We start from the raw sequence: 19,732 nt of genomic DNA, 5'->3' as shown, positions 1-19,732 counted from the left end.
GGGCTCCTTCCGTAGCGCTACGCCTTACGCGGGCACCGAGGCCACGCCGGGGGCGAGGAACCTCTTGCCGGTCACCCGCTCCGAGACGCCCTCACGGTCCAGGTACGGGGTGATCCCGCCCAGGTGGAAGGGCCAGCCGGCGCCGGTGATCATGCAGAGGTCGATGTCCTGGGCCTCGCCGACGACACCCTCCTCCAGCATCAGGCCGATCTCCTGGGCCACGGCCTCCAGGGCGCGGCTCAGGACCTGCTCCTCGGTGAGCACCGAGTCGCCGAAGGTCAGCAGTTCCAGCACCTCGGGGTCGAGGACCTGCTTGCCGTCCACCCAGGTGTAGAAGCCGCGCTTGCCGGCCTTGACCACCTTGCCGAGGTTCTCGGAGACGGTGAACCGCTCCGGGAAGGCCCCGGCCAGGGTCTCCGAGACGTGCAGGGCGATGGCCGGGCCGACCAGCTCCAGCAGCACGATCGGGGACATCGGCAGGCCGAGCGGCTCGACGGCCTTCTCGACGCTGGCGATCGGGGTGCCCTCGTCGATGATGCTCTGGATCTCGCCCATGAAGCGGGTCAGGATCCGGTTCACCACGAACGCCGGGGCGTCCTTGCACAGCACCGAGGTCTTCTTCAGCTTCTTCGACACGGCGAAGGCGGTGGCCAGCGACGCGTCGTCGGTCCGCTCGCCGCGGACGATCTCCAGCAGCGGCAGGATCGCGACCGGGTTGAAGAAGTGGAAGCCGACGACCCGCTCGGGGTGCTTCAGCTTCGAGGCCATCTCGGTGACCGACAGCGAGGAGGTGTTGGTCGCCAGCACACAGGTCGGCGAGACCACGTTCTCCAGGTCCGCGAAGACGGTCTGCTTGACGCCCATCTCCTCGAACACGGCCTCGATGACGAAGTCCGCGTCACCGAAGGCGATGGCCTTGTCCAGCGAGCCGGTGACCAGGCCCTTGAGGCGGTTGGCCTTGTCCTGGCCGATCCGGCCCTTGCCGAGCAGCTTGTCGATCTCGGCGTGGACGTAGCCGACGCCCTTGTCGATGCGCTCCTGGTCGATGTCGGTGAGGACCACCGGCACCTCCAGACGGCGGGCGAACAGCAGCGCCAGCTGCGAGGCCATCAGACCGGCGCCGACGACGCCGACCTTGGAGACCGGGCGGGCCAGCGACTTGTCCGGCGCACCGAACGGGCGCTTGGCCCGGCGCTGCACCAGGTTGAAGGCGTAGATGCCGCTGCGCAGCTCGCCGCTCATGATGAGGTCGGCCAGGGCCGCGTCCTCGGCGTCGAAGCCGGCCTGCAGGCTGGCCTTGTCGGCGAGGTCGGCGTCCTTGACGGCGGCGATGATGTCCAGCGCCTTGTAGGCGGCCGGGGCGGCGCCGTGCACCTTGGCGTCGGCGACCATGCGGCCCCAGAGGACGGCGTCGTCCCACGCCTTGCCGCGGTCGATCGCCTCGCGCTCGACGACCACGTCGCCCTTGAGGACCTTGGCGGCCCACAGCAGCGACTGCTCCAGGAAGTCGGCCGGCTCGAAGATCGCGTCGGCGATCCCCAGCTCGAACACGTCCTTGCCCTTGAGCTGCTTGTTCTGGTTCATCGAGTTCTCGATGATGACCTTCACGGCCTTACCGGCACCGATCAGGTTCGGCAGGATGGTGCAGCCGCCCCAGCCGGGGACGAGGCCGAGGAAGACCTCGGGCAGCGAGAAGGCCGGGACGCCCGCCGACACCGTGCGGTAGTCGCAGTGCAGGCCGACCTCGACGCCGCCGCCCATGGCCGCGCCGTTGTAGAAGGCGAAGGTCGGGACGGGCAGTGCGGCGATCCGCTTGAAGACCTCGTGGCCGCCCTTGCCGATGGCCAGCGCGTCGGCGTGCTGCTTGAGCAGCTCGACGCCCTTGAGGTCGGCGCCGACGGCGAAGATGAACGGCTTGCCGGTGATCGCGGCGCCGACGATCTTGCCCTCGGCCGCCTCGGCCTCGACCTGGTCCAGCGCCTCGGACAGCTTGAGCAGCGAGCCCGGGCCGAAGGTGGTCGGCTTGGTGTGGTCGAAGCCGTTGTCCAGGGTGATCAGGGCCAGCTTGCCGGCCTGCAGCGGCAGGTCCAGGTGGCGCACGTGCGCGGTCGTGACGACCTCGCCCGGGAACAGCTCGGCGCCGTGCTGGAGCAGCTCAGTCGTGGTGCTCATACTCACTTACCACCCTCGAAGTGGGGGTTCTCCCAGATGATGGTGCCGCCCATGCCGAAGCCGATGCACATCGTGGTGAGGCCGTAGCGGACGTCCGGGCGCTGCTCGAAGCGGCGGGCCAGCTGGTTCATCAGGCGCACGCCCGAGGAGGCCAGCGGGTGGCCGAAGGCGATCGCGCCGCCGAACGGGTTGACCCGCTCGTCGTCGTCCGCGATGCCGTAGTGGTCCAGGAAGGACAGCACCTGGACGGCGAAGGCCTCGTTGACCTCGAAGGCCTGGATGTCGTCGATGGTCAGACCGGCCTTGGCCAGCGCCTTCTCGGTGGCCGGCACCGGGCCGATGCCCATGACCTCGGGCTCGACGCCCGCGAAGGCGTAGGAGACCAGGCGCATCTTGACCGGGAGGCCGAGCTCCTCGGCGACGTCCTCGGCGGCCAGCAGCGAGGCGGTGGCACCGTCGTTCAGACCGGCCGAGTTGCCCGCGGTGATGTTGCCGTGCGGGCGGAACGGGGTCTTGAGGCCGGCCAGCGACTCCATCGTGGTGCCCGGGCGCATCGGCTCGTCCACGGTGGCCAGGCCCCAGCCGGTCTCGCCGACCTCGGGGTTGGTGTTGCGGATCGAGATCGGCACCAGGTCGGGCTGGATGTCGCCGTTGGCGTACGCCTTGGCGGCCTTCTCCTGGGAGCGCACGGCGTAGGCGTCGCAGCGCTCCTTGGTGATGTGCGGGAAGCGGTCGTGCAGGTTCTCCGCGGTCATGCCCATGAACAGGGCGGACTCGTCGACCAGCTTCTCGGAGACGAAGCGCGGGTTCGGGTCCACGCCCTCGCCCATCGGGTGGCGGCCCATGTGCTCGACACCGCCGGCCACGACCACGTCGTACGCGCCGAAGGCGATGCCGCCGGCGGTGGCGGTGACGGCGGTCAGGGCGCCGGCGCACATGCGGTCGATCGAGTAACCGGGGACGGACTTCGGCAGGCCGGACAGCAGGGCGGCGGTGCGCCCGATCGTCAGACCCTGGTCGCCGATCTGCGTGGTGGCCGCGATGGCGACCTCGTCGATGCGCTCGACGGGCAGGTTCGGGTTACGGCGCACGAGCTCCCGGATGCACTTGACGACGAGGTCGTCGGCGCGCGTCTCGTGGTAGATGCCCTTCGGGCCGGCCTTGCCGAACGGGGTGCGGACGCCATCGACGAAGACGACGTCCCTCGCGGTACGAGGCACGGGGGCTCTCCTCCCAGGGACCAACATTTGAGGTGGGCAGGCTGCCGCCGGAAGAACCGAGCGGCGCCGCGTCACGGTCATGCTACCCGCCGGTAACCAACCTGCCCAGGCCCCTCGGAGGGTTCTGACCATGTGTCCCGCGACACGTCCGCCGGTACGTCCGACCAGGAAGGGTTCCCGGAGACGCCGAAGGGGATGCCGTCCGTGCGGACGACATCCCCTCTTCGGAGCCTTTCGCGGCGTTCCGCCGGAGGATCAGCCCTCGGCGGTGGCAGTGGCGGCGGTGACGAAGGCGTTGGCCACCACCGGGGCCACCAGGTCGACCTGCCACTGCCGGGCGCCGAGCCGGCGCAGCGCGGCGGCCACGCCGTCGGCGCTCAGCTCGGCCGGCGGCTCCCAGGAGACCCGGCGCACCAGGTCCGGGGTGATCAGGTTCTCGGCCGGCAGGTGGTGGCGCTCGGCCAGCTCGCTGACCGCGGCACGGGCACCGGACAGCCGGGCGGCCGCGACCGGGTCCTTCTCCGCCCAGGCGCGCGGCGGCGGCGGGCCGTCGTGCGGGGCGGCGGCCGGCGGCAGCTGGTTCTCCGGGACCTCCCGGCCGCGCTGCACGGCCGCCAGCCACTGGTCCAGCTGGCGCCGGTGCAGCCGCGGACCGAAGCCCTGCACGGCCTGGAGCGCGGCGATGTTCAGCGGCATGGCCAGCGCGGCGTTGACGATCGCGGCGTCCGAGAGCACCCGGCCGGGGGAGACGTCGCGCTCCTGCGCCAGCCGGTCGCGGGCCAGCCACAGCTCGCGCACTACGGCCAGCTGACGGCGCCGCCGGACCTTGTGCAGCTGCGAGGTGCGCCGCCACGGGTCGGTGCGCGGGGCCGGGCGGGGCGCGGCGGCGATCGCGGCGAACTCCTCCAGGGCCCAGTCGAGCTTGCCCTGGGCGTCCAGCTCCTGTTCGAGTGCGTCACGCAGCTCGACCAGCACCTCGACGTCCAGAGCGGCGTAGCGCAGCCAGGGCTCGGGCAGCGGACGGGTGGACCAGTCGACGGCCGAGTGCTCCTTGGCCAGGCTCAGCCCGAGCACGTTCTCGGTCATCGGCCCGAGGCCGACCCGGGCGAAGCCGGCGATCCGCCCGGCGAGCTCGGTGTCGAAGAGGCGGGCCGGTCTCATGCCGACCTCGGCCAGGCAGGGCAGGTCCTGGGTCGCGGCGTGCACCACCCACTCGGCGTCCGCGATGGCGGCGCCCAGCCCGCTGAGGTCAGGGCAGGCGATCGGGTCGATCAGGGCGGAGCCGGCGCCGGCTCGGCGCAGCTGGATCAGGTACGCGCGTTGGCCGTAGCGATAGCCGGAGGCCCGCTCGGCGTCGACGGCGACCGGTCCGGTGCCCGCGCCGAAGGCGGCGATCGTGGCGGCCAGCGCCTGCTCGTCCGCCACGACGGGCGGGATCCCCTCCTTCGGTTCGAGGAGCGGGACCGGGGCTGCTTCTTCTGGGATGGCTGCTACGGCGTCGGTCACTCACCAAGGGTACGACGGTCACCGGAACTGGGAGTGTTGTCGGACTGGTCAGACTGTTGATCGCCCGCTCTCCTCCGGGCCGCTCGGACCCGGCGCCGACGGTCGGCGCTCCCTCGCTCCTGCGTCGCTCCCTCGCTTCTCCCTCTCGACACCGGCGCACCCCTTTGGCTCGGGGCGGGTGATCGCCCGCCCCGCCAGGAGCCCGCCCCGGGTCCTCCGCGGCCGTCGGACGAACGTGCGGCGGCCCAGGAGGAACGTTCCTCCTGGGCCGCCGGCGGTTCGACTAGTGCCTCGGTCCCGGCCGGCTCAGTGGATGATGCCGGTGCGCAGTGCGACCGCCACCATCCCGGCACGGTCGCCGGTGCCGAGCTTGCGGGCGATCCGGGCGAGGTGGCTCTTCACCGTGAGCGCCGACAGGCCCATCGCCACGCCGATCGCCTTGTTCGACTGGCCCTCGGCGACCAGCCGCAGCACCTCGACCTCGCGGCCGGACAGCTCGCGGTAGGCGGTCTGCTGCGGGCCGGGCGCTCCGGGTGCGCCGGGCGCACCAGGGGCTCCGGCTGCACCCGGCATGCCCGGCATCCCGGGGCGGCGCATCCGGCCGGCCAGCCCGGCGGCACCGAGCGGCAGGCCGGGGCGGCCGGGCATCGCGACATTGGTGCGGGTGCCGGTGACCACGTATCCCTTGACGCCTCCGGCCAGTGCGCTGCGGACGGCGCCGATGTCGTCGGCGGCGGAGAGGGCCAGGCCGTTGGGCCAGCCTGCGGCGCGGGTCTCGGCAAGGATGGTCAGCCCGGAACCGTCCGGCAAGTGGACGTCGGCGACGCAGATGTCACGCGGGGTGGAGACCCGGGGGCGGGCCTCGGCGATGGAGGACACCTCGATCACGTCGCGGACGCCGAGCGCCCAGAGGTGGCGGGTGACGGTGTTTCGGACGCGGGGATCAGCGATGACCACCATGGCGGTGGGCTTGGTCGGGCGGTAGGCGACCACGTTTGCGGGGTGCTCAAGAAGGACCGACACCAGGCCTCCTGCGGGGAGTGGCGGACGGAACCCCGAGGGGGCGGTCGGAGTGTTCCGCGTTCGGAAAGGGTCACAGTCTGCTTCGGCAGCTACCGTGCCCGGCTTTAGCGAAAGATCACGATCTAGTGAGTAACAATACGGACAAATCGCGCATATGACTGATGCAACATGCCTGGAATTCGTACAAAATCGATCAGATTCGTCACGAATCGGTCGTGGTTGACCAGGTAATTGACGCAGAGCGGGATCGAAGTCACACTCCGTCAGCCCTGGGGGTGGCCGGCGGGGCCGGAGGTGCCGTTCGGCCCGGACACCACCCGTCAGTGCGACCGGGGGCGTCGCCGGGCGGGCATCGGGACCACTCCACCGAGTGACGTGACCTCGCTCGGGCCCTGTGGGGCCGGGGTGACCGGCGGCAGGCCGGCGCTGATGCAGAGCAGGTCGCCCCAGGCCGCCAGGTGCCGCTCGAAACGGCCGTCGGCCGGGGTCCAGGAGGCCCGGATCTCGATCTCGGTCGAGGAGGGGCGGTCCGCCAGACCGCCGAAGTACTGCGAGGCGCAGCGGGTCACCGTGCCGGACGGCTCCGCGTAGCCGGCGCCGTGCGCCTGCAGGGCGTCCAGCAGCCAGGCCCAGCCGACCTCGGAGAGCATCGGGTCGCCGGCCATCTCCGGCTCCAGCTCGGCCCGGGTCATGGTGACCACCCGGAACTCCCCGTTCCAGGCCTCCTGCCCGGCGGGGTCGTACAGCAGCACCAGCCGGCCGTCGGCCAGCTCCTCGCCGTCCACCTCCACGGTGGCGGTCAGCGCGAACGCGTGCGGGGCCAGCCGGCGCGGGGCCGGCGCGGGGGAGAGCTGGACCTCGGGCCGCAGCCGCGCCCCGTCGAGGGCCTCCACGGCGGCCCGGAACTCGCTCGGCGCCCCCTCCCGACCCGTTCCGCCACCTGTTCCGCCACCCTGTGCGGGGTGCCCGCCGACCGCTGCCATGACCCGAAGACTAGGTCGAAAACCCGGGTTATCGCCGCAACTTCCGTCCGAGCGGCGTGCCGGAACGGCAAACCCGGCCAGATCTTGGAGGAACCGACGAGACCGCCCGAGAGGGGCGCCCCCGGGCGCATGCGAAGATTTGACCCGTGAGCGAGACTACGGCAGACCCGACGGCGGCCACCCTCGACGGCCGAACCACCCCCGCGCCCCGCGGCGCCGCGTACGACTCCGCGTTCCTCCGCGCCTGCCGGCACGAGCCGGTGCCGCACACCCCGGTGTGGTTCATGCGCCAGGCCGGCCGCTCGCTGCCCGAGTACCTGAAGGTGCGCGAGGGCATCCCGATGCTGGACTCCTGCATGCGGCCCGAGCTGGTCAAGGAGATCACCCTCCAGCCGGTGCGCCGGCACAAGGTGGACGCGGCGATCTTCTTCAGCGACATCGTGGTGCCGCTCAAGGCCGTCGGCATCGACGTGGACATCAAGCCCGGCATCGGCCCGGTCATCGCCGACCCGATCCGCAGCTTCGAGGACCTCCAGCGGCTGCGCCCGCTGGAGCCCGACGACGTCCCCTACATCACCGAGGCCGTCGGCCTGCTGGTGGACGAGCTCGGCGGGACCCCGCTGATCGGCTTCGCGGGCGCGCCGTACACGCTCGCCAGCTACCTGATCGAGGGCGGGCCGTCCAAGAACCATGAGAACACCAAGGCCATGATGTACGGGCAGCCCGAGCTGTGGGCCGCCCTGATGGACCGGCTCGCCGACATCACCTCCGCCTTCCTCAAGGTGCAGATCGAGGCCGGCGCCTCCGCGATCCAGCTGTTCGACTCCTGGGTCGGCGCGCTCGCCCCGGACGACTACCGCCGCTCGGTCATGCCCGCCAGCACCAAGGTCTTCGACGCCGTCGCCTCCTACGGGGTGCCGCGGATCCACTTCGGCGTCGGCACCGGCGAGCTGCTCGGGCTGATGGGCCAGGCCGGCGCGGACATCGTGGGCGTCGACTGGCGGGTGCCGCTGAACGTCGCGGCCGAGCGGGTCGGCCCGGGCAAGGGGCTGCAGGGCAACCTCGACCCGGCGGTGCTGTTCGCGCCCACCAAGGTCGTCGAGACCAAGGCCCGTGAGGTGCTGCACGCCGCCCAGGCGGTCGGCAGCAGCGGCCACATCTTCAACCTCGGCCACGGCGTGATGCCGTCCATGGACCCGGACGCGCTCAGCCGGCTGGTCGCCTTCGTGCACGAGGCCAGCGCCCGCTGACGCCCCGCGGTGGCGGGCCCCCGGGGAGCCGGGGGCCCGCCACCGTCGCGTACCGGTCCGGTCAGTCCTCGGCGCCGCGACCTCGCGGCGGACCTCCAGGGCCGTCTCCGCCCACGCTCCGGCCGGGATCTTCCGGGGCGGGCTCGAACGCCCGGTGCCGTTCCCGATCGCGATCGGCCTCCGGTGTGCAGCGGATTGAGGGTCCGGCGTAAAGACCTGCGAGACTGCGAGGCATGTCGGATGCACAGGTCGTCGTCGTCGGTGGTGGGATCGCGGGGCTGGCTGCGGCCGCCTTCCTGAGCGGGGCGGCCGGGGGAGCCGCGCGGGCCCGGGTGACGGTGCTGGAGGCGTCCGGGCGGGTCGGCGGGAAGCTGTGGGGCGGCGAGGTCGGCGGGGTCCGGGTGGACCTCGGGGCCGAGTCGGTGCTGGCGCGGCGGCCGGAGGCGGTGGAGCTGGCGCGGGCCGTCGGGCTGGGGGACGAGCTGGAGCCGCCGACCACCGCGAAGGCGGCGATCTGGACCAGGGGGGCGCTGCGGCCACTGCCCGGCGGGCAGGTGATGGGTGTCCCGGGTGACCTGGAGGCGCTGGCCGCCTCGGGGGTGCTCAGTGCCGAAGGGCTGGAGCGGGCCGGGCACGAGCGGGCCACCGAGGTCGGGTCGGACGTCGCGATCGGCCGCTACGTCGCCGACCGGCTCGGCCAGGAGGTGGTGGACCGGCTGGTCGAGCCGCTGCTGGGCGGCGTCTACGCCGGGCGCGCCGAGGAGATCTCGCTGCGCGCCGCGGTGCCGCAGCTGCTGCCGATCGCCCAGGGCGGCGGCTCGCTGGTCGCGGGGGTGCACGAGCTGGCGTCCCGGCCGCAGGTGGTCGGCACCCCGGTGTTCCAGGGCCTGCGCGGAGGCCTCGGCACCCTGCCCGAGGCGGTGGCCGCGGCCTGCGTGAAGGCGGGTGTGGACCTGCGCACCGACACCCCGGTGGAGGAACTGCGCCGCACCCCCGGGGGCTGGCGGGTGGTGGCCGGCGGCGAGGTGCTGACCGCCGACGCCGTGGTGCTGGCCGTGCCGGCGCCCGCCGCGGCCCGGCTGCTGCGCGCGGACGCCCCGGCGGCCGCCGCCGAGCTGGACGCCGTCGAGTACGCGGGCATGGCACTGGTGACCCTGGCGTTCCGCCGGGCCGACCTGGCCGAGCCGCCCCGCGGCAGCGGCTTCCTGGTGCCGCCGGTGGACGGCCGCCGGATCAAGGCCTCGACCTTCTCCTCCAACAAGTGGGGCTGGCTGGAGCGTTCCGCCCCGGACGCCTTCCTGCTGCGCACCTCGCTCGGCCGCCACCGCGAGGACGCGGTGCTGGAGCTGCCGGACGAGGAGCTGGTGGCCCGCTCGCTGGCGGACCTGGAGGAGGCGATCGGGCTGACCGCCCGGCCGTACGACACCTTCGTGTCGCGCTTCACGGCCGGCCTGCCGCAGTACCCGGTGGGCCACCCGGAGCGGGTGGCCCGGGTGCGGGCGGCGGCCCGGGGGGTGGGGGCGCTGGCGCTGTGCGGCGCCGCGTACGACGGGGTGGGGATCCCGGCCTGCATCGGTTCGGCGGCCGCCGCCGCGGCGGCCATCGGCGGGCACATCGACAGACTGTTGACCCCGGCGACCGGGGACGGTTCCACGGAGAGGACAATGGGCGCATGACTGAGAGCGTTGAGCGGGAGCCCGAGCAGCGGCCCGAGAAGAAGAAGGCGCGCGACCTGAACCAGGTCATCCGCTACACCATGTGGTCGGTGTTCAAGCTCAAGGGCGCCCTGCCCGAGGACCGCACCGCCCTCGCCGCCGAGGTGGACGAGCTGTTCGCGCAGCTGGACGCCAAGGACGTGACGATCCGCGGCACCTACGACGTGTCCGGGCTGCGCGCGGACGCCGACATCATGGTCTGGTGGCACGCCGAGGACTCGGACGACCTCCAGGAGGCGTACAACCGCTTCCGCCGCACCGGCCTCGGCCGCCAGCTGGAGCCGGTCTGGTCGAACATGGCCCTGCACCGCCCGGCCGAGTTCAACAAGTCGCACATCCCGGCCTTCCTCGCCGACGAGCACCCGCGCGACTACGTCTGCGTCTACCCGTTCGTCCGCTCCTACGAGTGGTACCTGCTGCCGGACGCCGAGCGGCGCGCGATGCTCGCCGAGCACGGCCAGATGGCCCGCGGCTACCCCGACGTGCGGGCCAACACGGTGGCCTCGTTCGCGCTCGGCGACTACGAGTGGCTGCTCGCCTTCGAGGCCGACGAACTGCACCGCATCGTCGACCTGATGCGCGACCTGCGCCCGTCCCGCGCCCGCCTGCACGTCCGCGAGGAGGTGCCGTTCTTCACCGGCCGCCGCAAGCCGGTGAGCGAGCTGCTGAACGGCCTGGTCTGACGCGTACTTCCGGAACGGGGTCCGCTTCGGCGGGCCCCGTTCCGGCATGTCAGGTGCGGTGGGGGCGGAGGGCGGCGCGCAGGCGGGGGTCGAGGAGGGCGGCGGGACCGTTCATGGCGACGGCGGTGAGGAGTTCGCGCTCCTCGTCGTCGGCGAGGCCGTGCTGGCGGGCGGGGCGGACCTCGCGGAGGACCTCCTGGCCGATCGGGGAGGCCCAGCGGGTGTACGGGTAGACGTCGACCCGGGCCATCAGCAGGGTGCCCGCGGTGAGCACCAGCGGCAGCGAGAACCAGGCGAGCGGGGCGACGGTGTCACCGCCGGTGAAGCCGCTGACGGACAGCGCGGCGGCGAGCAGCACCACCGTCAGCAGCATCGCGTGCCGGACGTGGCGGACCACCACCACGGTGTTGCGCTGGACCAGCGCCGGGGTGGCCAGCCCGGCCAGCGAGAGCCGGGCGCCGATCTCCAGCACGGTGGGGTGCTCGCCCATCGCCCGGCGCAGGTCGTCCGTACGGCACTGGCCCTCGGGACCGACGGTGGTGATCACCGCGCGCTCCAGCCGGCTGCGGCCCCTGGGGTCGACCACCGTCGTCCAGCCGGTGTGGGCGAGGTGCAGCCGGCCGCGGCCGGCCATCAGGACGAGGGCCAGTTCGACCACCCGGTCCGGGCCGCCGGCCAGGTACGCCGTCTCGTACAGCCCTATGCCGACGGCTTCCGGTGGGCGTAGCCGCTCCTGGTCGGCGAGGGCGTCGGCGGTGGCGGTCATCCGCACCAGCCGGAGGCAGGACAGCACCGCCGCGACACAGGCCGGTATCAGGAACAGCAACCACATGGGCTTGTTCTATGCCTGGGGCCGTGGCGCGCGGAACGGCTTCCGGGAGCGCGATACCGAACTGTGACGTCAGGAGCCGCCGCAGCTGCTGCCACAGCTCGAACCGCAGCTGCTCCCGCAACTGGAGTGGGAGGAGCCGCAGCTGCTGGAGTGCGAGGAACCGCACGAGGAGTGGTGCGAGGAGCCGCAGGAGGAGTGGTGGTGGGTGGAGCCCGAGTCGGAGGAGGCGCCGCACGAGCTGACCGAGGTGCCGCAGGAGGAGCTGCTCGACGAGACCGAGGCCGAGGAGGAGGACGAGGCCGAGGAGGACGAGGAAGAGAGGAAGGCGGACGAGGAGGAGGCCTGCCGAACCGCCTCCTCCTCGGCCACCGCGGCCAGCATCGCGGCCTCCAGCTCCGGGTTGTCCAGCGAGGCCGCGGCCAGTCCGCCGAGGGCGACCGCGCCGAGCATCGCGCCGCCCGTGAGCCGGGGCGAGACGCCGGAGCTGGGCGACCACGGGGTGCTGCCCTGCATCAGGCTGAGCTGGCGGTGCCCGGCCGGGGTGACCCGGCCGTTCGCCGGGATGCTGGTGAGCAGGGTGACGGCGCCGACGAACAGCAGCAGGCCCGGGTACCAGAGGTTGGCGCGGTCGTAGCCGGCCTCGTGGTCGTCGAGCAGCAGGGCGAGCCCGGCGGAGAGCAGGACGATCAGCATCGCGAGCCAGAGCAGCCGACGGGCCAGGAGGGCCCGGCGCAGCCGCTCGGGGCGGCGCATCAGGCCGCGGTCGGCGAGCCGGTCGCCGATCTCCTGGACGGCGGCCGAGTGGGTCACCGTGCGCCGCAGCGAGCCGAGGGCCCGGCTGCCGGTCGGGCCGACGGCGTCGTGGACCGCCTGGTCGACGGCGTCGTACGGCTTGGAGCCGGTGAGGGTGACCAGGCCGGCCCGGTTGATCACGACCTGCTCGCTCAGGTGCATCCGGACCAGCGCGGTGTCGAAGACCCGGCCGGGGCCGCCGGCGAGGAAGGCGGTGTCCAGCAGCGGCAGGCCGCGGCCGGGCAGGCCCTGCGGCTTCGGGACGTGCCGGACCCGCTGCCGGGTCTGCGAGGCGTACAGGGCGGCCGCGATCAGCAGGGCGGCCGGGATCAGGAAGTAGCTGTTGTGCCACATGGGCGGTTCCCCCGGGAAGACGTCGGTTCAGTGGCGGCGCAGGGCCCGGCGCAGCCGGGCGAGCGGTCCGGCCGGCTGCGGTGCCGGGTGGAGCCAGTGCTCCAGGGCGCGGCGGTGGTCGGCGGCGGGCGGGCCGCCGTCGGTGAGCACCCACGTGGCGAAGGCCCGGGCGTCGGCGCGGTAGCCGCCGGTCTGCGGGTGGGTGCGGGCGTAGCGGAGGAAGAGCGGCCCGTACTCCGCCCCGAGCAGGCGGGGCAGGTCGGGGGCGACCTTCGCGGTGGTGTCGCGCCGTTTGGCGGCGAGGCCGGTGGACTGGGCGCTGACCTGGTCCGGGTCGAAGCCGGGCGGGACGGGGCCGCCGGCCACCAGGGCGGCCAGCAGTTCCGTCTGGCGCCGGGCGAGGCGCTCCCGGGCCGGGCTGTGCTCGGCCTCGCCGAGGTCCAGGTCGTTCATCGCGGGGTGCTCCCCTCCAGCACCCGGCGGATGGCGTCCAGTTCACCGGCCAGTTCGGAGGGCGGCGGGAAGTCGGCGTCCCGTTCCAGCAGGACGCCGGGCGGTGCGACCCGCGCGCAGAGTTCGGCCAGGACCTCCAGCACCGGTTCGGTGACGGGGTGGGCGTGGGTGTCGTGCCACACGCCGTCGACCAGGGTGCCGCCGGCGACGTGCACGTAGGCGAGTGCCTCCAGCGGCAGCCGGTCGAGTTCGGCGGCCGGATCGGTGCCGAGGTTGACCCGGTTGGTGTGCAGGTTGGCGACGTCGATCAGCAGTCGGACGCCGGTGCGCGCGACCAGTTCGGCGAGGAACTCGCCTTCGGTGAACTCGTCGTCGGGCCAGGCGAGTTGGGTGGCGATGTTCTCCAGTGCGAGTGGCACCGGGAGGTGGTCCTGGGCGATCCGGATGTTCTCGGCGATCACCCGCAGCGAGTCCCGGGTGCGGGGGACGGGCAGCAGGTGCCCGGCCTCCAGGCCGCCGGCCCGGACGAAGGCCAGGTGCTCGGTGACCAGCGGGGAGCCGAGCGCGAGCGCCGCCCCGGCGAGCCGGTCGAGCCGGTCCGGGTCGGGCCGGTCCGCGCCGCCGAGGCCGAGGCCGACGCCGTGCGGGACGACGGTGACGCCGCGTCCGCGCAGGGCGGTGAGCGAGTCGGGCAGGTGGTCGGCGCAGATGTTCTCGGCGACCACCTCGATCCAGTCCAGGCCGGGTTGACGCTCGACCACGGTGTCGATCTCGCTGCGCCAGCCGAGGCCGATGCCGAGCCGGGGCGTGGTGCCGACGGTGGTGGCGGCGACGGTGGTGGCGGCGACGCCGGCGGCGTTGGGCAGGTTCAGGCCAGGGGAAGTCATCGGTTCGCCCCCTTCGGAGGGCTGGACGGGGAGGCCGTCGGGCGGTGCGGGCGTCGTCGCCAGGACCGCGCGGCCGTGCTGCTGAGGATGTCCCCGGGCGGGGTGGCTGCCAAGCCTCACCCGGTCTTCTCAGAGCATTATTTGAGCTTGCCGTCCTGGTGATCGGGGACTCCGACCCCTGGCCGGTACGGTCCCGCAGGTGGGGTGCGGCTCCGGGTGCGGCTCCGGGTTCGGCTCCGGGGGCGGCGAAAACCGGAGGCGGCGCCGGGTGCGTCGAGGCTACCGTGCGGACCGATGACTGAGAAAACGCTGACGATCCGTGACTTCCGCCCCGACGACGCCGAGGCCGTGGCCGCCGCCCACCGGGCCGGGCGCGAACATCTGGTGATGACCGCCGAGGCCCTGCTCTGGCTGAACGCCCGGCAGGATCCCGAGCAGCACTTCCGTACCTTCGTCGCCGAGCTGGACGGCCGGGTGGTCGGCGCGGTGCGCTGCGGGGTGGTGCTCGGGACGACGACCACCGGCGTCGGCTACGCCAACGGCAGCGTGCTGCCGGAGTTCCGCCGGCGCGGCGCGGCCACCGCGCTGCTGGCCGCGGCCGAACGCCACCTGAGCGGCCACGGGGTGGCCGAACTGCACACCTGGCTGGACGACGAGCCGGCCTCGCTGGCCTTCGGCCCCGCCCGGGGTTACGAGCTGCGGAGTTCCGCGCAGTTCGGCGGCCGGGACCTGACGCTGCCGCTGCCGCCCGCGCCGCCGCTGCCGGCCGGCGTGGAGCTGCGCCCGGCCACCGACTGGGCGGACGACCCGCGCCCGCTGTTCCTGGTGGAGGCGGACGCGATCCGGGACGAGCCGGGCGAGGTGCCGATGGACGCCCTGGAGTACGAGGCGTGGCTCCGCGGCGACTGGGCCCGGCCGGACCTCGACCGGGGGCTGACGACGGTCGCCGTGGTGGACGGCGAGCCGGCCGCGCTCACCCTGGCGCAGACCGACGGGGTGGACCGCTACTGGTCCGCGTTCACCGCCTGCCGCCGGGAGTTCCGCGGCCGCGGCCTGAGCAAGCTGGCCAAGCTGGAGTCGCTGCGGCTCGCGGCGGCGGCGGGCTACCGGCGCGCGTACACCAGCAACGACACCACCAATGCGCCGATGCTGGCGATCAACGCCTGGCTGGGGTACGAGCGTTGCGCGGGGGAGCGGAAGGGGATCAAGCGACTGGGGTGACAACCGGCGCGGTGGCCGCCGCACTCCGATCGCCGCCGAGGGGGTATTTCCAGCCACGGGCGGGGACATGACCAGGGCGCACAGTTCGTGGTCGAGTCTTCCTCCAGGGGGATCATATGGAGATCCTGCTGCAGGTGCTGATCGCATCGGTTCCGGCCGTGATCGGCTTCCTCGCGGCCCGCTCGCTCGCCCGTACCAGGCTGTTCCTGCGCTACGGCTTCCTACGGGCGATGCTGGCGCCGTACGGCCGGGTGCAGATCGTCATCCCCAGTCTGGAGGTGGCGGAGTTCGCCGTCACCTCGGACGGCTGCCAGCTGACCAGCCGCGGGCCGAAGAACGTGCTGTTCGTGCCGATGGCCGAGGCCCGGGCGATAGCGGAGCTGACCGACCTGCTGCGGAAGGTCAACCGCAAGGCGACGATCGAGCTGGTGGTGGCCGGGGCGCAGGATCCGCGGATGCCGACCTTCTCGATCGGCGGTCCGAGCGTCAACTCCTACTCCGGCGGCGTGCTGGACGCGGTCTTCCCGGACTTCGCCGTCGAGTACCCGGACGCGGCCCGCGCCCGCTGGGGCGGGATGACCTTCGAGGCGTTGTACGGCCCGACCGGGGAACTGGTCCGCGACCACGGCTTCATCTTCGTCACCCGCACGCCCCGGCACGCGCCCTGCGTGGTGCTCTGCGGGGTGTTCGCCTTCGGCTCGGCGATGGCGGTGGAGGCGCTGACCTCGGCGAACCGGAGTTCCCCGCTGGCGGTGCTGTTCCGCTCGGGGGAGAAAGGATTCGTCGCGGTGGAGGGGCGGGTGATCGGCCTGGACACGGTGGACGTCACGGTCGAGGTCTGCCGGGTCCTGCCCGCGCCGCGGTCCGACGTGCCGTCCGGGTTCCGGGGTGAAGTGTCCATCAGTCGTCCCGAACAGTGAGACGATTGGTCTCGACCACACGGTGCGAATCCGGACAGTGCGGGAGAGACCGGGGCACGAACTCCAGCCGGTCGTACAGCTTTTGCCCCATCCCTGACACAACATGGGCATAATCGCGCGCATGACGATCAACCGTGCGAACGTGAGCGCGATTGCCGAGGACCTGTATGTGTGGCTCCCCCCGAAGCGGGGCTGGGGCCTGGCCAACTGCGGCCTGCTGGCCTCCGAGACCACCGCGCTCTGGATCGACACCCCGTACGACCCCTCGCTGGCCGGGGAGTTCCTGGCCGCCAGCCGACGCCTGCTGCCGACCGGGGTCGACATCGACCGGGTGGTCGTCACCCACGCCAACGGCGACCACCTGTGGGGCGCCGGGGTGCTCCCGGACGCCGAGGTGATCGCCACCCGCGAGGCGCTGGAGCACATCCACTGGGAGCCCACCCCCCAGCAGCAGCACGCCCTGCTCACCAACAGCGACCCGGACTCCCCGCTCGGCGGCTACCTCCGGGAGCACTTCGGCCGCTTCGACTGGTCCACCACCGAGCCGGTGCACCCGGACACCGTCTTCACCGGCGAGCTGGAGCTCAAGGTCGGCCGCTACCCGGTGCAGATCACCAGCCTGCCCGCCGCCCACACCGGTGGTGACCTGATGGTCCACCTCCCGCACCAGCGCGCGGTGTTCACCGGCGACGTGATCTTCTCCTCCAGCCCCGAGCAGCCCGGCGACCACCCCTCGCACTGGGCCGGCCCGCTGGAGAACGTCATCGGCGCCTGCGAACAGGCCCTCGCCACCGGCGCGGAGATCTTCGTCCCCGGCCACGGCCCGGTGCTCGACCGCGACGGCGTCCAGGAGCACATCGGCTACCTCGAGTACGTCCGCGAGCGCGCCCACGAGCTGCACGCCGCCGGGATACCCGCGCTGGACGCCGCCCGGCGGGTGATCGCCGAGCAGCGCCACCCCGAACTCGGCCTGCCCGAGCGGCTGGTGCTCACCGTCGCGGCCGAGTACCGGCACCTGGACGGCTCCGAGCTGCCCGGCATCCTGGACGCCATGGGCCAGGTCGCCCTGGTGGCCCGCGAACTGGCCGAGGACTCCGCCCGCATCCCGCGTCCGCGCGCCGCCGGGAGCTGACGGCCGGGGCACCGGCAGTCGCCCGTACGCTCCGCACCCGCGCTCCGCACTCGCACCCGCGCTCCCCGCTCGCACCCGCGCTCCCCGCTCCCGCCCGAAACCGAAGCCCGAAGCCCGAACTCCGGGCGACGGCCCGGGCCCAGCAGCAAGGACACCCGAGGACTCCGATGACGCAGATCGCGCTGATCGCCCTGGCGCTGGTCGCCGCCGCGGCCACGGTCGTGCTCTCCCGCAGCCGGGCCAAGGCCGTCGGCCGGGCGGTGGCCGCCGAGGCCGCGCTCGGCCACGACGCGCAGCAGGCCCGCGCCGCGGAGGCCAAACTCGCCCGCGCCGAACGACAGTTGAACGAGGCCCAGGAGGCCGTACGGAACGCCGCCGAGCAGGCCCGGCGGGCCGAGGAGCACACCCGGGCCGCCGACCAGCGGGGCGCCGCCGCCAACGCCCGGGCCAAGGAGGCGAACGCCGGCGTCGAGGAGGCGAACGCCCGCGCCGAGGAGGCCGAGGCCCGGCTGGCCGCCGCCGACCGGCGCGCCGCCGCGCTGCTCGCCGAGATCGGCCACCTCGCCCAGGAACGGGTCTCCGCCACCGCCGTCCGGCTGACCCACACCAACGCCCCGGCGGTCGGCCCGCTGGACGCGCAGGCCATCGGCCCCGCGGGCGTCCGGGCCCTGCAGTCCGTCCTGGACGCCACCACCGCGGCCCTCGCCGACGAGCGCGAGCGGGTCGACGCCGCCGCCCGGGCCGCCATGCGCGGCGCCACCTCCCGGATCCAGACCCTGCTGTACCAGATCCAGAGCCTGGTCCAGCAGCTCCAGCACGACAACGACGACCCCCGGCTGCTGGAGGTCGACTTCCGCAACGAGGTCGCACTGCGCCGGATCCAGACCGTCGCGGTGCTCTGCGAGGCCTGGCCGGGCCTGGCCCGGACCGACTCCCCGCTCGCCGAGGTGGTCGTCGGCGCGCTCTCCCGGGTGCCCGGCTACGCCCGGATCAAGGTCGCCAACCACCTGCGCGAGCAGCGGCTGGCCGTGGTCGCCCGGGCCGCCGAGCCGATCGCCATCGCCATCGCCGAACTGCTCGCCAACGCCACCGCCTACTCCCACCCGGAGACCGACGTCCCGGTGACCGTCCAGCAGGGCGGCCGCGGCGCGCTGGTGATCGTCGACGACAGCGGCATCGGGATGGACGAGGACCAGCTGCGCCGGGCCCGCCGGCTGCTGGCCGGCCCGTCGGACGTGCTGCTCACCGAGCTGGGCAACCCGCCCAAGACCGGCTTCGCGGTGGTCGGCAAGCTGGCCCGCCAGTACGGCTTCACCTGCCACATCGAGCCCTCGCCGTACGGCGGCATGCGGACCATCCTGCGCATCCCGGCCGCGCTGGTGACGACGGTGGACGACGAACAGCCGCTGTCGGTGCTCACCCCGCTGCCGCTGCGGGCCGGAAACGGCCCGGCCCAGGCGCCCGCCGTCGCGGCCGTCCCGCCGATGCGCGACGCCGACGAGCAGGACGCCCCGGTGCTCGCCGACCGCCACAACCAGCCCGGCCCGCACCCGGCGCCGGCCATCCACGTGGTGCCCGACCCCGAGCCGGGCGCCGGCCCCGACGGGGACGGCAGCGGCCTGCCCAGCCGGCGCCGCCGCCGTCCGCTCGCCGCCGAGGAGCCGGGCACGGCCCCGGGGGCACCGGCGGCCGGGGCCGCGGACGGCCCGGAGGAGCGGCCCGCACCGTACGTCCGCAGCCCCGAGCAGGCCGCCGCCCACTGGCAGGCGCTGCAGCGCGGCACCGACTCCGGCCGGGCCGCCGCGGCCCAGGCCGCCCCCGGCGGCGCCCGGAGCGCCGGGAGCACGGCGACCGCCGGAGCCGGTGAGTCGGGCGCCACCGCCGCCACGGCTTCCACGACCGCCCCGACTTCCACGACCACCGCGACCGGCAGCACCGCCGCGGTCGACAGCACCGCCGCGACCAGCGGTACCGGCAAGAGCAGCAGCACCGGCGACCGCACCACCGGACCGACCTTAGAAGGAGTCGAGCAGTGAGCAGCTCGCCCAGCCCGACCGCCACCGACGAGATCTCCTGGGTGCTGAGCCCGCTGCTGGAGCTGCCGGGGGTGCTGCACGCGGTGGTCGCCACCGGTGACGGCCTCGTCGAGGCCGCCTCCGACGGCCTCGGCCGGGCCTCCGCCGAGCGGGTCGCCGCGATGACGGCCACCGTGCACGCCGCCGCCCGCGCCTTCACCACCGCCTTCACCGACACCGAGCGGCCGCGGCTGGCCCAGACCGTGGTGGAGTCCGACCTCGGCTACGCCATCGTCGTCCCCGCCGGGGAGAACACCTCGCTCGCCGTGTTCACCGCCCCGGACGCCCAACTCGGCAACGTGGCCTACCAGATGCAGCTCCAGGTCGCCGCCCTGGGCCGGGCGCTGGCGAGCCCGTCCCGGCAGCAGGGCGCCGGGTCACCGGCCGCCGGGGGACCGCGCACCGGGCGGCGGGTCACCGGGTCGCAGGGCGCCCCCGCCGGGTCATGAGCGAGCGAATCGTCAAGAGGCGCGCGTGGGCGAGTGCCCCTGCCGGGCGAAGCGGGGTGGGCGCA

The 19,732-nt window shown here is 73.7% G+C and carries 15 protein-coding genes and 1 pseudogene; 8 read left to right on the top strand and 8 right to left on the bottom strand.

The annotated features are described in order from the left end of the window. Nucleotides 1-24 precede the first annotated feature (24 nt). From ACZ47G_RS19535 to ACZ47G_RS19515, 5 genes are all read right to left on the bottom strand, one after another. Nucleotides 25-2,172, bottom strand: a complete 2,148-nt coding sequence (locus ACZ47G_RS19535; RefSeq protein ID WP_465744232.1) for a 3-hydroxyacyl-CoA dehydrogenase NAD-binding domain-containing protein — start codon at nucleotides 2,170-2,172, stop codon at nucleotides 25-27. Between the two features lie 2 nt (nucleotides 2,173-2,174). Continuing rightward, a complete protein-coding gene (locus ACZ47G_RS19530; protein ID WP_465744230.1) occupies nucleotides 2,175-3,392 on the bottom strand; it encodes a thiolase family protein in 1,218 nt (405 codons plus the stop codon). A 255-nt stretch (nucleotides 3,393-3,647) separates the two neighbouring features. Continuing rightward, on the bottom strand, nucleotides 3,648-4,898 hold the full coding sequence (locus ACZ47G_RS19525; protein WP_465744228.1) for an HRDC domain-containing protein: 1,251 nt from the start codon (nucleotides 4,896-4,898) through the stop codon (nucleotides 3,648-3,650). A 306-nt stretch (nucleotides 4,899-5,204) separates the two neighbouring features. After that, nucleotides 5,205-5,921, bottom strand: a complete 717-nt coding sequence (locus ACZ47G_RS19520) for a response regulator transcription factor (RefSeq protein WP_350511717.1) — start codon at nucleotides 5,919-5,921, stop codon at nucleotides 5,205-5,207. 320 nt (nucleotides 5,922-6,241) lie between these two features. Continuing rightward, nucleotides 6,242-6,904 carry a DUF3000 domain-containing protein gene (locus tag ACZ47G_RS19515; RefSeq protein ID WP_465744226.1) on the bottom strand — a complete coding sequence of 221 codons (663 nt, stop codon included), beginning with the start codon at nucleotides 6,902-6,904 and terminating at the stop codon, nucleotides 6,242-6,244. Nucleotides 6,905-7,050: 146 nt separating this feature from the next. Between ACZ47G_RS19515 and hemE the strand changes: the two genes are divergently transcribed. From hemE to hemQ, 3 genes are all read left to right on the top strand, one after another. Then, nucleotides 7,051-8,154, top strand: a complete 1,104-nt coding sequence (gene hemE, locus ACZ47G_RS19510) for a uroporphyrinogen decarboxylase (RefSeq protein ID WP_465744224.1) — start codon at nucleotides 7,051-7,053, stop codon at nucleotides 8,152-8,154. A 233-nt stretch (nucleotides 8,155-8,387) separates the two neighbouring features. Continuing rightward, nucleotides 8,388-9,830 carry a protoporphyrinogen oxidase gene (gene hemG / locus ACZ47G_RS19505; protein ID WP_465744222.1) on the top strand — a complete coding sequence of 481 codons (1,443 nt, stop codon included), beginning with the start codon at nucleotides 8,388-8,390 and terminating at the stop codon, nucleotides 9,828-9,830. Beyond that, nucleotides 9,827-10,552, top strand: a complete 726-nt coding sequence (hemQ, locus tag ACZ47G_RS19500) for a hydrogen peroxide-dependent heme synthase (RefSeq protein ID WP_188306042.1) — start codon at nucleotides 9,827-9,829, stop codon at nucleotides 10,550-10,552. Before hemG ends, hemQ begins: the two co-directional genes overlap by 4 nt. 49 nt (nucleotides 10,553-10,601) lie before the next feature. On the opposite strand, the gene ACZ47G_RS19495 is transcribed toward hemQ, so the two are convergent. The 3 genes and pseudogenes from ACZ47G_RS19495 to ACZ47G_RS19485 form a co-directional block, all read right to left on the bottom strand. Beyond that, the gene (locus tag ACZ47G_RS19495; RefSeq protein ID WP_465744220.1) at nucleotides 10,602-11,384 is read right to left on the bottom strand and encodes a TIGR04222 domain-containing membrane protein; all 783 of its coding nucleotides are present in this window, start codon (nucleotides 11,382-11,384) and stop codon (nucleotides 10,602-10,604) included. 69 nt (nucleotides 11,385-11,453) lie between these two features. Next, nucleotides 11,454-12,530, bottom strand: coding sequence for a TIGR04222 domain-containing membrane protein (locus ACZ47G_RS19490; RefSeq protein ID WP_465744218.1), 1,077 nt, complete (start codon nucleotides 12,528-12,530; stop codon nucleotides 11,454-11,456). Between the two features lie 27 nt (nucleotides 12,531-12,557). Beyond that, nucleotides 12,558-13,849, bottom strand: a pseudogene (locus ACZ47G_RS19485) (MbnB/TglH/ChrH family RiPP precursor modification enzyme). A 315-nt stretch (nucleotides 13,850-14,164) separates the two neighbouring features. Here ACZ47G_RS19485 and ACZ47G_RS19480 point away from each other — a divergent pair. The 5 genes from ACZ47G_RS19480 (at nucleotide 14,165) to ACZ47G_RS19460 (ending at nucleotide 19,667) form a co-directional block, all read left to right on the top strand. Beyond that, entirely contained in the window at nucleotides 14,165-15,091 is a 927-nt protein-coding gene (locus ACZ47G_RS19480) for a GNAT family N-acetyltransferase (RefSeq protein WP_465744216.1), read from the top strand. A 116-nt stretch (nucleotides 15,092-15,207) separates the two neighbouring features. Next, the gene (locus ACZ47G_RS19475) at nucleotides 15,208-16,011 is read left to right on the top strand and encodes a hypothetical protein (protein ID WP_465744214.1); all 804 of its coding nucleotides are present in this window, start codon (nucleotides 15,208-15,210) and stop codon (nucleotides 16,009-16,011) included. 121 nt (nucleotides 16,012-16,132) lie between these two features. Then, nucleotides 16,133-17,143 (top strand): MBL fold metallo-hydrolase, encoded by a 1,011-nt coding sequence (locus tag ACZ47G_RS19470; protein ID WP_465744212.1) that lies wholly within the window; start codon nucleotides 16,133-16,135, stop codon nucleotides 17,141-17,143. A 167-nt stretch (nucleotides 17,144-17,310) separates the two neighbouring features. After that, on the top strand, nucleotides 17,311-19,179 hold the full coding sequence (locus ACZ47G_RS19465) for an ATP-binding protein (RefSeq protein ID WP_465744210.1): 1,869 nt from the start codon (nucleotides 17,311-17,313) through the stop codon (nucleotides 19,177-19,179). Then, nucleotides 19,176-19,667: a roadblock/LC7 domain-containing protein gene (locus tag ACZ47G_RS19460; RefSeq protein ID WP_465744208.1), complete on the top strand. Its 492-nt coding sequence runs from the start codon at nucleotides 19,176-19,178 to the stop codon at nucleotides 19,665-19,667. Before ACZ47G_RS19465 ends, ACZ47G_RS19460 begins: the two co-directional genes overlap by 4 nt. Nucleotides 19,668-19,732 lie beyond the last annotated feature (65 nt).

It is taken from the genome of Kitasatospora sp. NPDC030952, from assembly GCF_055571335.1.
Note: the sequence above shows the minus strand (reverse complement) of the source record. Positions and strands in the feature narration are given on the sequence as shown.

What these genes read in the sequence shown, in the direction of transcription:
- hemG (WP_465744222.1), top strand. Translation starts at nt 8,388, where the DNA reads ATGTCGGATGCACAGGTCGTCGTCGTCGGTGGTGGGATCGCGGGGCTG.
- ACZ47G_RS19490 (WP_465744218.1), bottom strand. Translation starts at nt 12,530, where the DNA reads ATGTGGCACAACAGCTACTTCCTGATCCCGGCCGCCCTGCTGATCGCG.
- ACZ47G_RS19470 (WP_465744212.1), top strand. Translation starts at nt 16,133, where the DNA reads ATGACGATCAACCGTGCGAACGTGAGCGCGATTGCCGAGGACCTGTAT.
- hemQ (WP_188306042.1), top strand. Translation starts at nt 9,827, where the DNA reads ATGACTGAGAGCGTTGAGCGGGAGCCCGAGCAGCGGCCCGAGAAGAAG.
- ACZ47G_RS19515 (WP_465744226.1), bottom strand. Translation starts at nt 6,904, where the DNA reads ATGGCAGCGGTCGGCGGGCACCCCGCACAGGGTGGCGGAACAGGTGGC.
- ACZ47G_RS19535 (WP_465744232.1), bottom strand. Translation starts at nt 2,172, where the DNA reads ATGAGCACCACGACTGAGCTGCTCCAGCACGGCGCCGAGCTGTTCCCG.
- ACZ47G_RS19495 (WP_465744220.1), bottom strand. Translation starts at nt 11,384, where the DNA reads ATGTGGTTGCTGTTCCTGATACCGGCCTGTGTCGCGGCGGTGCTGTCC.
- ACZ47G_RS19475 (WP_465744214.1), top strand. Translation starts at nt 15,208, where the DNA reads ATGGAGATCCTGCTGCAGGTGCTGATCGCATCGGTTCCGGCCGTGATC.
- ACZ47G_RS19480 (WP_465744216.1), top strand. Translation starts at nt 14,165, where the DNA reads ATGACTGAGAAAACGCTGACGATCCGTGACTTCCGCCCCGACGACGCC.
- ACZ47G_RS19465 (WP_465744210.1), top strand. Translation starts at nt 17,311, where the DNA reads ATGACGCAGATCGCGCTGATCGCCCTGGCGCTGGTCGCCGCCGCGGCC.